The sequence below is a fragment of the Pseudomonas sp. LAP_36 genome (assembly GCF_019456785.1).
In the GTDB taxonomy this organism is placed as follows: Bacteria; Pseudomonadota; Gammaproteobacteria; order Pseudomonadales; family Pseudomonadaceae; genus Aquipseudomonas; species Aquipseudomonas tritici.
This window is the reverse complement of the sequence record NZ_JAHZMS010000003.1, coordinates 525,268-536,106: the sequence shown is the minus strand read 5'-3', so window position 1 is coordinate 536,106 and position 10,839 is coordinate 525,268. Positions and strand designations below refer to the sequence as shown.

The window sequence follows — 10,839 nt, the reverse complement described above, 5'->3', positions numbered from 1 at the left end:
CTTCACTGGGGGACGTCGAACACGAGCGAGCTCTTGATCGTCGACCAGTGCGCCGCCTCGGCGTCCCCAAGCTTGTCAGCCTTCACATAACTCAACGCAAGCATCTTGCGCGTACCCGGCAACACCAGCGCCAGTTGGTACTGGAACACCTTGTCATTGCCCTTATTGAACTGGCTGCGCAGCTCAATGCCTTCCACTTCTTGAGCCGCGCCCAGGCGCACGTCCACACCCGGTTGATAGCGCAAATCCTGCACCTGTTTTTCCAGGCGCTGGAGTTGGTCATTGAAGTTGCTGTGCAGGGTTTCACCCTCGGCGAGCAGGCTGCGGCTGACGATCAGGGACGTGCCCAATTCAGGGAACTTGAGGATATTGATCGTCGCGTCCTGCAACTCACTGGCGGGCAGCTGAAACTGAAATTCGTTGATCCGGTACGTCATGGCAAACAGGTCTCGTCAGGAACTTTTAGGCGCGGGGAACGCGGCTTTGATGTTGGCATCGATAGCGCCTTTCTGGCCTTGGCCATCGGGCGTGGCACCGGGGCCGCCGCCGTTGTTCAGGTGCAGCACGCCGCCGGTGTTGAACTCGGCGTCGCCGCTGGCGTAGAAGCTGATTTGCACGCCGGTGAGGTTGATCTGCCCGCTCGCATTCAACTCCAGGATGCTTTCACCGCAGACCAGGCGCAGGTTCTCGCCCACTTCGATGACGTAGCTCTGGCTGATGCTGTCGGTCTTCCTCTGGCCCACCGAGAGGATGTCTTCCTGCTTGACGATGCGCAGGCGGTTGTTGCCGATGGTCACCGTCTCGTTGTGGCCGATACTTTTGTTACGGTCATGCCCCACGGAATGGCTTTCGTCGACTTCGACGACAATGTCCTGATTCCTCTCGGCATGGATATACAACTGCTCCAACCCCTTCTTGTCCTCCATGCGGATTTCATTGAAGTTGGCCGGCGTGCCGCCTTTGCTGGATCGACTCTTCATGCCGCTCTGAGTCGCGTTTTCCGGCAGGTCGTAGGGCACCGTCTGCTCGGCGTTGTACACGCGGCCGGTGATGATCGGCCGGTCGGGGTCGCCTTCGAGGAAGCTCACAATCACTTCCTGGCCGATCCGGGGAATCTGCATCGAGCCCCAGTTCTTGCCGGCCCAGGATTGCGACACACGAATCCAGCACGAGCTGTTTTCGTTGGATTGGTCGTGACGGTCCCAGTAGAAGTGCACCTTCACGCGGCCGTATTGGTCGGTCCAGATTTCTTCGCCTTTGGGGCCGACCACCAGGGCGGTCTGCGGGCCTTTGACGATAGGGCGGTGGGTGTTGGCCAGTGGGCGGAAGCTCTGCTGGGCGTCGATGCAGGTGAGGCTGCTTTCGAATTGCGCCGACCCCGAGCCGCCGCCGCTTTCCAGGCTTTCCTGGACGATGTAGTAGCGGCAGCCGACGATCAGGTATTCGCGGTTCTGGTCCTGGCGGCTGAAGCCGGTGAGGCTGAACAGATGCCCCGAACCCAGGCCCCGTGCATTGCCGCTGAACTCGATCTGTTCGTGCAGGGTTTGCAGGGCTTCGATGCGGGTGCGCGCATAGTGCTCGCCGTCTTCGCTTTGCACGTAGGTGCCGGGGTAGTCGTACAGCGGATAGTCGCCGGCGGTGTGCGGGCGCGGCATGGCCGAGCGCACGTCGATGCTGGCGCTGGGTCGCTGGAAGTCGTAGTCGTTGAGCTCCAGCGAGCCTGGCTGCACTTCCTGCGCCAGGTGCCAGTTGTGCATGTGGTCGCGTTCGCGCTGCTGCTCGTCCTTGGGGTAGTACGGGATCGACGCGTAGCCGGGCACGGTGGTGTGGGCGCCATAGGCGTCGGCCAGCACCAGCACATGGCGGTCCTGTTCGTGGCGGAAGAAGTAGTAGATGCCTTCCTGTTCCATCAAGCGGCTGACGAAATCGAAGCTGGTCTCGCGGTACTGCACGCAGTATTCCCACTCGCGGTACGGCCGGCTCAGGGCGTCTTCGAAGTCGGAAAAACCCAGGTCGCGAAACACCTGCTTGATGATCTGCGGAATGCTCAGGTTCTGGAAAATCCGGCAGTCCGACGTGCGGCTGAGCAGCCACAGCCACGGGCGCAGCGTCACCTGGTAACTGGCGAACTGGCCCTGATCGATGTTCTGGCTGCACCGCGCAACGATGCCGTGGAAATGCCGCTCGCCGCCGTCCGCCAGTTGCAGGCCCACGCTCATGGGTTTGCCGAGCAACTGGTTGAGGTCGATGTTGGCGTCCAGGGACGTCAGTTGCAGTTCGTAGTTGAACAGCCTGCCCAGCTCTTCACCGCCGCCCATTTCATTGAGCAACAGCACATCCGGCCCGAGGGGGCTGGTGATCTTGGCCAGGCGTGAGGCTTGGTTGAATAGCATTGGGCGTCCTGTAAAGGTCTTGATTACTGAAGGAACCGAATCCAATGTGGGAGCTGGCTTGCCTGCGATAGCAATTGAACATTCAACATTTATGTTGACTGATACACCGCTATCGCAGGCAAGCCAGCTCCCACATTTTGACCGTGTTCCGTCAGGTCAATCTGCGTCGCTGAAGTCGTAGTGCAATTCATTATCCCGACTGCTGATCCGCACCCCCGCCAACGCCTTGCCTTCGAGCATGCGCGTGAGGAATTCACGGCTCATGTCCGGCAGCAGGCTGTTGGTCAGGATGGTGTCGATCATGCGCCCGCCGCTTTCGGTTTCGGTGCAACGCGAGACGATCAGGTCGACCACCTCGTCGTCGTAGACGAAGGCGACTTTATGGGTGTTCTCCACGCGCTTCTTGATGCGGTCGAGTTGCAGGCGGGTGATCGCCTTGAGCATTTCGTCGCTCAGCGGGTAGTACGGAATCGTCACCAGTCGGCCGAGCAGCGCCGGCGGGAAAATCTCCAGCAGCGGCTGGCGCAGGGCCTTGGCGATTTCTTCCGGCTCCGGCACGTTCGCCGGGTCTTTGCACACCCGGGAAATCAGCTCGGTACCGGCGTTGGTGGTCAGCAGGATCAGGGTGTTCTTGAAGTCGATCACCCGGCCTTCGCCGTCTTCCATCACGCCCTTGTCGAACACTTGGAAGAAGATTTCATGCACGTCCGGGTGGGCTTTTTCCACCTCATCCAGCAGGACCACGCTGTAGGGTTTACGCCGTACCGCTTCGGTCAGCACGCCGCCTTCGCCATAGCCGATATAGCCCGGTGGCGCGCCCTTGAGGGTCGACACGGTGTGGGCTTCCTGGAATTCGCTCATGTTGATGGTGATGACGTTCTGCTCACCGCCATACATGGCTTCGGCCAGGGCCAGGGCAGTTTCGGTCTTGCCCACGCCGGAGGTACCGGCCAGCATGAACACGCCAATCGGCTTGCTCGGGTTGTCGAGGCCGGCGCGCGAAGTCTGGATCCGCTTGGCGATCATCTGCAGGGCATGGTCCTGGCCGATGATGCGTTTTTTCAGGTGCTGGTCGAGGTTGAGCACCGTTTCCAGTTCGTTGCGCGCCATGCGGCCGACCGGGATGCCAGTCCAGTCGGCGACCACCGAGGCCACGGCCTGGTAGTCCACGGTCGGCAGGATCAGCGGGGTTTCGCCTTGCAGTGCGCTGAGGCGCTGTTGCAGGTCGACCAGTTGCTCGCGCAAGGCGTCGTCGCCACTGTCTACGGCGCCGGCTTTCTCGCGCAAAGTCGCGCGGGTAGCGAGCAGTTCGTCCACCAGGGTTTTCTCTTCGGCCCAGCGGCTTTCCAGCGTGGCGAGGCGCTCACGTTCAGCGCTCAGCAGCGCTTCGCTGTTGGTCTGGCGCGCACCAATCGCAATACCGATGGCATGCTCGCGGGCGATGATTTGCAGCTCGGTTTCCAGCGCTTCGATGCGACGGCGGCTGTCGTCCACTTCCGCCGGCACCGCGTGCAGGCTGATGGCGACGCGTGCGCAGGCGGTGTCCAGCAGGCTCACGGATTTGTCCGGCAACTGACGCGCCGGGATGTAGCGGTGGGACAGCTTGACCGAGGCTTCCAGCGCCTCATCGAGGATCTGCACCTGATGGTGTTTCTCCATGGTCGAAGCCACGCCGCGCATCATCAGCAGCGCCTTGTCTTCCGACGGCTCGGCAACCTGCACTACCTGGAAGCGGCGGGTCAGGGCCGGGTCTTTCTCGATGTGCTTCTTGTACTCGGCCCAAGTTGTGGCGGCCACGGTACGCAAGGTGCCGCGCGCCAATGCAGGCTTGAGCAGATTGGCCGCATCGCCAGTGCCTGCAGCACCACCGGCACCCACCAACGTGTGGGCTTCGTCGATAAACAGGATGATCGGCTTGGGCGACGCCTGCACGTCCTCGATGACCTGGCGCAGGCGCTGTTCGAACTCGCCTTTCATGCTGGCGCCGGCTTGCAGCAGGCCCACGTCGAGGCTGCGCAGTTCCACGTCTTTGAGTGCAGGCGGCACGTCGCCGGCGACGATGCGCAGGGCGAAACCTTCGACCACGGCGGTCTTGCCCACGCCAGCTTCGCCAGTAAGGATTGGGTTGTTCTGGCGGCGGCGCATCAGGATGTCGACCAGTTGGCGGATCTCTTCGTCACGCCCCACGATAGGGTCAAGCTTGCCGCTGCGTGCCTGCTCGGTCAGGTCGACGGTGAAGCGTTTGAGCGCTTCCTGCTTGCCCATCGCACTCGGCGCCATGGCACCGCTGGCTTCGCCCGGCACGGCGCCAGCATTGAAGCCATCGCTGGCGCTCAGGGCATTTTCCGGTGAGTCACCGACGTATTCGTCAAAGCGTTCGCTCAGGGCTTCGGCCTTGATCTTGTCGAACTCCGACGACAGGCCCAGCAACGCATGGCGCAGGCTCGGCGTCTTCAAAATACCCAGCACCAGGTAACCGGTACGCACCTGGCTTTCGCCAAACATCAGGCTGCCGTAGACCCAGCCGCGCTCCACGGCTTCTTCCACATGGGACGACAAGTCAGTGATCGAAGTCGAGCCGCGCGGCAGGCGGTCCAGGGCTTCGGTCAGGTCACGGGCCAGGCGTGCCGGTTCCAGGTTGAACTGGCGGATGATGCGATGCAGGTCCGAGTCCTGCAGTTGCAGCAATTGATGAAACCAGTGAGCCAGTTCCACATACGGGTTGCCCCGCAGCTTGCAGAACACGGTGGCGGCTTCGATGGCCTTGTAGGCCACGCTGTTGAGTTTGCCGAACAGTGCGGCGCGACTGATTTCACCCATGCTCTGGATTCCTTGAGGTGGTGGCCTGATCGGCGTAATGCCGGGCCAGGATTAGGTCGTTGGCGTCGTGCGCAGGGCTACCGAGCCAGGTGTTGAAGCCCAGGCGGAACTGGCCGTTGAGTTGCAGCGCCGGGACTTCGGGTTGTTGCAAAACCAGGTTCAGGTCCCAGTCCAATTCATGGCCCAGGTACTCGGCCACCCACGCCACCAGCTCGTTGAACGGCTGATGGCCGGGCAGCATGCCCATGTAGTCATCCAGCTTGAGCGGACCCAGGCGGATACGGAATTTGTGCTGGCGGTCCCACACGAAGCTGCCCAGGCAAAAGTCCACACCCAGCCTGTTGGCGCTCACGCCCACGCGGCTGCGTTCGGGCAATTCCAGCCATTGGCCGACGTATTCTTCTATCTCCACCGGCAGGCCGAAATACTCGCCGAGGATCGCCTTCAAACCGTCCGGGTAACGGGTTTGCGCCGATAGGTGGCCGCTGTAATGCAGCTTCGCGGTATCAGGGATGAGTCCCTGATTGAGCAGGCTCGGCATCCCACGACCGCTCAAGGCCGCCAGGCGTGCAGACCAGTAATCATCGTCCGGGCGGTCGTGGCTGACCGTCGGCCGTGCCTCGGCCCAGGCCCGGTAAAACAGGCTCAGCAGGCGATGGTGGAACACATCCAAAAACTGCTTGCTGGTGCTGTCAGCGTTGTTGCGCTGGCGTTCGCGTACGTATTCGGTGATATGCAGCGGCAACGGGCCGTTGGGGCCGCCGAGGCCAAAGAAGAATTGCTCCAGTCGCGCCGGCTTGCCATCGCCACCCGGATCGACCGAGGCCAGTGTGGCCGGGGCGAAGGTGCAATCAGCCTGCTGGCCCAGGCGCAACGGGTCATCCGCCAGGCGCAGGGAATGGCCCAGGCGCGGCAGCTCGGGCGATTCACACTCGATACGCCGCAGCGCCTGGAAGAAATCGTATTCCCAGGGCGCCTGATGCATCGCATCAAGGGTACTCACAGGGTCGGACGACGTCCGGGCTTGGCTTTCCATCGCATGATCTCGCCGCGTTCGGTGGTACGGATCACCGTCTCGGTAAAACTGTTGATCGACACGTAGCGTGCCAGGAAGCGTTCCAGTACTGCACCCAGCAGGAACACGCCGGTGCCGCGAAACGCGTTTTCATCAAATTCCAGAGTGATTTCCAGGCCACGCCCAAACACAATCGGGCCGGGCATGGGCAGGCGTCGGGTCACGGCTTTGCTGCTGACTTCGCGCAGGCCTTCGATCTGCAATTGCAGGGCTGCGTCGTTGCTGTCGCCATACAGGCGCAGCAGTTCGCGCAAGGCTGCCGCGCCTTGGCCCTGTTCGCTCAGGGACAGGTAGTTGAGCGAGAGTTGGCTGATCAGGCGCCAGGCCTTGGCGTCATGGGCGTGGCTGGCGCGAGGGCGGCTTGGGCCTGCCACACACCGCACGGACAACACCGGGGCGCTGTCGGCCAGGGTGAAGTCGGTCTTGCCGTTGCCCACGCTCATGAACAACGGCAAATCGCGGTTGGTGCACAGCGCCGTCACGCCGAGTTGGCGCAGGTCATGGCGGTACGGCGACTGCCGGCTGTCCACCAGGCTGACAAAGGTTTCGCTGCCCACGTACGTGGAGCGCGGGCCGTTGCGGCGCTGGTCGCTGGACAGCACGCGCGGCTCACGGCGCACCGTGTAATAGGCCTGGTCGCGGCCGTAGCGGGATGGATCGCGTACCGCGTAGAACGGCAAAAACGGCTGTTCCGGCCCGGTGCCGTGGCCGGTGATGCCGCTCAAGGAGTGAATCTCGAAATCCATCGGACGCGTGCGGTCAGCGATCACATGGTGTTCGTTGACGCGGTCAGACAGGTGAATACGGTCCACCCGTTTCGGGAACAGGTTGATCGCCGGGGTGCAAAACGGCAGGAACTGCGCCGCGCCGACGCTGCCTTCCAGGCTCGGTTCGTGGCGGTCAAACAGTACGATCAGTTCCAGCTCCTGGCCGTCGCAGCGCTTGACCGCACGGCTCAGTTCGGCGAATTCGACGAACAGGAAGCGATGGGGCAGGGCGAAGTATTCCTGCAACAGGCGATAGCCCTGGAACGCGCGGGCAACCACCGGCATGGCCGCGTCGGCATCGTCAAAACCACGGGAACGCAGCGCGTCTGGCGGCAGGCGCTCGACCCAATCGCCACCGGGTTTGCGCGCGAACACCGCGCAGGCGTTGCCCAGCAACTGTTCGTAAAGGCGAAACGGTTGCTCATCGGCACCGCTGAGGTACAGCGGCAGGTTATCTAGGTCCAGGCTGTTGAACGGCAACTCGGCGCCGGTGCGCAGGGTCAGGCGTAAGCCCGCTTTGGCCTTCGGCTCGCTCGCAGCCAGGCGCCCGAGCACGGCGGCGGGGTTGCCGAAGTACTCGGCGTTGCTCACCTGCAACGGCCACAACGTCACCGGGTGGGCGGTGCGGTACTCGCAGCAAGTCTGGGTTTCACGGCCCAGCGCGGCACGCAATACCGTGTCGCGGGGCAGGGGGAAACCGCTGGCCAGCGAGCCTTCGTCCGGGTCGGTCTGCAATTGCACCACGGTCATCGACGGCGTCGGTGCCAGGTAGTGCGGGTAGGCGATTTCCAGCAGGTTATGCGTGAAGGTCGGGTACTCGGCGTCGAGCTTGAGCTGCACGCGGGCCGTGAGGTAGGCAAAGCCTTCGAGCAAGCGTTCGACGTACGGGTCGGCGCAGTCCATACCGGACAGGGTCAGCCGACTGGCGATCTTCGGGTATTCCTTGGCGAACTCGGCGGCGCTTTCGCGCACGTGGTGCAGTTCCTGGTTGTACAGCTCCAGCAGGCGCGGGTTCATGGGCGTCTCCGCTGGTCGGCGTTGACCACACGTACATGGCCGGACTCCAGGTCCAGGTCGGTTTGCAGCAACAGGCGCAACGGCACCGGCTGCGCCCACAGGTCGCCTTCGATCTCGAAACTCAGCGCGTTGTGGTTCATCTCGCCATGGCCGACGCGGGCTTTGACGCGCAGGGTGTGGCGCAGAATGCGTGGCTCAAAAGTGGCAATAGCCTGGTAGATCAAGGCTTCAAGCGCCTTGATGTCCACGCTGGAAACGCTGTTGCCCGCGAGCGCCGGCAGGCCGTAATTGACCACCGAGGTACCGGCCGGGGTATGCAGCGTGGCGTCGGCATCCAGCAACGACGTGGTGTTGAGCAGCCACGCCAGGTCGCGCAGCACCGAGGCTTTTAATTGGGTCAGGGACAGCACGCGTTTGTCGGCGCTTTCCTTGGGGTTGGTTGGGTCGTCGTCAGTCAGCCGGTCCAGCAGGGACGGTTGCAGACGGTCGCGGGAAGCGATTTCAGTTACCACCAAAGCAGCTCCACGGACGGGTTGTGAGGGGACGGTTTTTCAGCGGGGCGGATGCTTGTGGCCATGGCGCGAAGCCATGGCCACAAGGGCTATCAGCGCTTGGTGTTGGAACGGATGTTCCAGCCAAACTTGATCGCGCCGCCGTCTTTGGTGCCGTCGGCTTTCTGCGGCTGGTAATCAACCATCACTTGGGCGAAGTTCAGGGTGACGTTCTCGGTCAAGCGGTCATCGGTGCCCGAACCGCCGGTGCTCAGCGAGGTGACCAGCACTTCTTCCAGGTTGATCACCATGTACTCGACCTGGCTTTCGCCACCGGCCTTGCGCACGGTCAGCTTGACCTTGTCGATGTGCTTGCCGCTGGCGCAGTGCATCATCAGGTTCGGCGAAGCCTTGTCGACGTATTTGGTCAGCGACAGGTCCTGGATATTCACCTTACCCGCGCCGCCGCCACCGCCAACGTGCATGTTGCCGGACTGGGCCATGCCCCAGCTCCAGTTCAGTACGTCGATTTCGTCCTTGTGGGCTTTGTCCATGGACTCGCCCTTGATGTCGCCGATCTTGATGAAAATATCAACAGCCATGTTTTCTCCCTGTGTGGCCCAAGCCACGAAATTTGGTTAAGCCCAATGGGGCTTTGCTTTTCTGTGGGAGCTGGCTTGCCTGCGATTGCATCACCGCGGTCTGACTGGCAGACCGCGTCGCCTGCATCGCGGGCAAGCCCGGCTCCCACAGAGGAGCCGGTTCATGAGTCAGTTAGGCGCTTTTAGCGGAAGGCAGCTTCGATACCAGGCGCAGCGACACGGTCAGCCCTTCGAGCTGGTAGTGCGGGCGCAGATAGAACTTGGAGTTGTAGTACCCCGGGTTGCCTTCCACTTCTTCCACGATCACTTCGGCGGCAGCCAATGGGTGCTGGGCCTTGGTGGTTTCGGTGGAGTGCGCCGGGTCACCGTCCACGTAGTTGAGGATCCAGTCCTGCAACCAGCGTTGCATCTCGTCCTTCTCTTTGAAGGAGCCGATCTTGTCGCGCACGATGCACTTCAAGTAGTGAGCGAAACGGCAGGTGGCGAACAGGTACGGCAGGCGCGCGGCCAGGTTGGCGTTGGCGGTGGCGTCCGGATCGTCGTATTCGGCCGGTTTCTGCAACGATTGCGCGCCAATGAACGCGGCGAAGTCGGTGTTTTTCTTGTGCAGCAGCGGCATGAAGCCGTTCTTCGCCAGTTCCGCTTCACGGCGGTCGCTGATCGCGATTTCGGTTGGGCACTTCATGTCCACGCCACCGTCATCGGTCGGGAACGTGTGGGCCGGCAGGTTTTCCACTTCGCCGCCGGACTCGATGCCACGGATGCGCGAGCACCAGCCGTAATGTTTGAACGAACGGTTGATGTTCACCGCCATCGCGTACGCGGCGTTGGCCCAGGTGTACTTGGAGCTGTCGGCACCGTCGGTGTTTTCTTCGAAAGCGAAGGCTTCTACCGGGTCGGTCTTGGCGCCGTACGGCAGGCGTGCCAGGAAGCGCGGCATGGTCAGGCCGATGTAGCGCGAGTCTTCCGATTCACGCAGCGAGCGCCAGCCCGCGTATTCCGGGGTGGTGAAGATCTTGGTCAGGTCGCGCGGGTTCGACAGTTCCTGCCACGAGCCCATGCCCATCACGGTCGGCGAAGCCGCAGCGATGAAAGGGGAGTGCATGGCGGCGCAGACTTTCGACAGCTCGCCCAGCAGCTCTACGTCGGGAGGCGACTGGTCGAAGTAGTAGTCGCCCACCAGGCAACCGTACGGTTCGCCGCCGAACTGGCCGTATTCTTCTTCGTACATCTTCTTGAAGATCGGGCTCTGGTCCCACGCGGTGCCCTTGAATTTCTTCAGGGTCTTGTGCAATTCGGGCTTGGAGATGTTGAGCACGCGGATCTTGAGCTGCTCATCGCTCTCGGTGTTGTTGACCAGGTAGTGCAGGCCACGCCAGGCGCTTTCCAGCTGCTGGAAATCCTGATGGTGGATGATCTGGTTGACCTGGGCGGTCAGCTTGGCGTCGATGGCGGCGATGATCGATTCGATCGACTTGATCGCGTCATTGGACACCAGGTCGGTTTGCGCCAGGGCCTGTTCGGCCAAGGTGCGCACAGCGGTTTCGACGGCTTCGCGGGCACGCTCGGTCTTGGGCTTGAATTCCTGCAGCAGCAGGTTCGCGAACTCGCTGGCTTCTTCGGTCTGGGTACCCAGGATCTGGGAGCCTTCGCGGGCGGTATTGTCAGTCATGA

8 protein-coding genes are annotated in these 10,839 nt (G+C 62.2%); all 8 read right to left on the bottom strand.

The genetic code is table 11. The features are described 5' to 3' along the window. Window positions 1-2 precede the first annotated feature (2 nt). The gene (locus JBO08_RS13585) at window positions 3-437 is read right to left on the bottom strand and encodes a DcrB-related protein (protein WP_065880297.1); all 435 of its coding nucleotides are present in this window, start codon (window positions 435-437) and stop codon (window positions 3-5) included. Between the two features lie 15 nt (window positions 438-452). Further along, window positions 453-2,393 (bottom strand): type VI secretion system Vgr family protein, encoded by a 1,941-nt coding sequence (locus JBO08_RS13580; protein WP_065875500.1) that lies wholly within the window; start codon window positions 2,391-2,393, stop codon window positions 453-455. Window positions 2,394-2,549: 156 nt separating this feature from the next. After that, a complete protein-coding gene (gene tssH, locus JBO08_RS13575) occupies window positions 2,550-5,213 on the bottom strand; it encodes a type VI secretion system ATPase TssH (RefSeq protein ID WP_220074660.1) in 2,664 nt (887 codons plus the stop codon). Further along, complete coding sequence (gene tssG, locus JBO08_RS13570) at window positions 5,206-6,249, bottom strand: type VI secretion system baseplate subunit TssG (RefSeq protein ID WP_065875498.1); 1,044 nt, start codon at window positions 6,247-6,249, stop codon at window positions 5,206-5,208. Before tssG ends, tssH begins: the two co-directional genes overlap by 8 nt. After that, complete coding sequence (gene tssF / locus JBO08_RS13565; RefSeq protein ID WP_049710907.1) at window positions 6,213-8,072, bottom strand: type VI secretion system baseplate subunit TssF; 1,860 nt, start codon at window positions 8,070-8,072, stop codon at window positions 6,213-6,215. Before tssF ends, tssG begins: the two co-directional genes overlap by 37 nt. Continuing rightward, window positions 8,069-8,584, bottom strand: a complete 516-nt coding sequence (gene tssE, locus JBO08_RS13560; protein ID WP_005792513.1) for a type VI secretion system baseplate subunit TssE — start codon at window positions 8,582-8,584, stop codon at window positions 8,069-8,071. Before tssE ends, tssF begins: the two co-directional genes overlap by 4 nt. Before the next feature lie 92 nt (window positions 8,585-8,676). After that, window positions 8,677-9,165 carry a type VI secretion system tube protein Hcp gene (locus JBO08_RS13555; RefSeq protein ID WP_005792512.1) on the bottom strand — a complete coding sequence of 163 codons (489 nt, stop codon included), beginning with the start codon at window positions 9,163-9,165 and terminating at the stop codon, window positions 8,677-8,679. A gap of 172 nt (window positions 9,166-9,337) precedes the next feature. Further along, window positions 9,338-10,837, bottom strand: coding sequence for a type VI secretion system contractile sheath large subunit (gene tssC, locus JBO08_RS13550; protein WP_065875497.1), 1,500 nt, complete (start codon window positions 10,835-10,837; stop codon window positions 9,338-9,340). Window positions 10,838-10,839 lie beyond the last annotated feature (2 nt).

Coding starts and splice junctions, on each gene's coding strand:
- JBO08_RS13585 (WP_065880297.1), bottom strand. CDS start 437: ATGACGTACCGGATCAACGAATTTCAGTTTCAGCTGCCCGCCAGTGAG.
- JBO08_RS13580 (WP_065875500.1), bottom strand. CDS start 2,393: ATGCTATTCAACCAAGCCTCACGCCTGGCCAAGATCACCAGCCCCCTC.
- tssH (WP_220074660.1), bottom strand. CDS start 5,213: ATGGGTGAAATCAGTCGCGCCGCACTGTTCGGCAAACTCAACAGCGTG.
- tssG (WP_065875498.1), bottom strand. CDS start 6,249: ATGGAAAGCCAAGCCCGGACGTCGTCCGACCCTGTGAGTACCCTTGAT.
- tssF (WP_049710907.1), bottom strand. CDS start 8,072: ATGAACCCGCGCCTGCTGGAGCTGTACAACCAGGAACTGCACCACGTG.
- JBO08_RS13555 (WP_005792512.1), bottom strand. CDS start 9,165: ATGGCTGTTGATATTTTCATCAAGATCGGCGACATCAAGGGCGAGTCC.
- tssC (WP_065875497.1), bottom strand. CDS start 10,837: ATGACTGACAATACCGCCCGCGAAGGCTCCCAGATCCTGGGTACCCAG.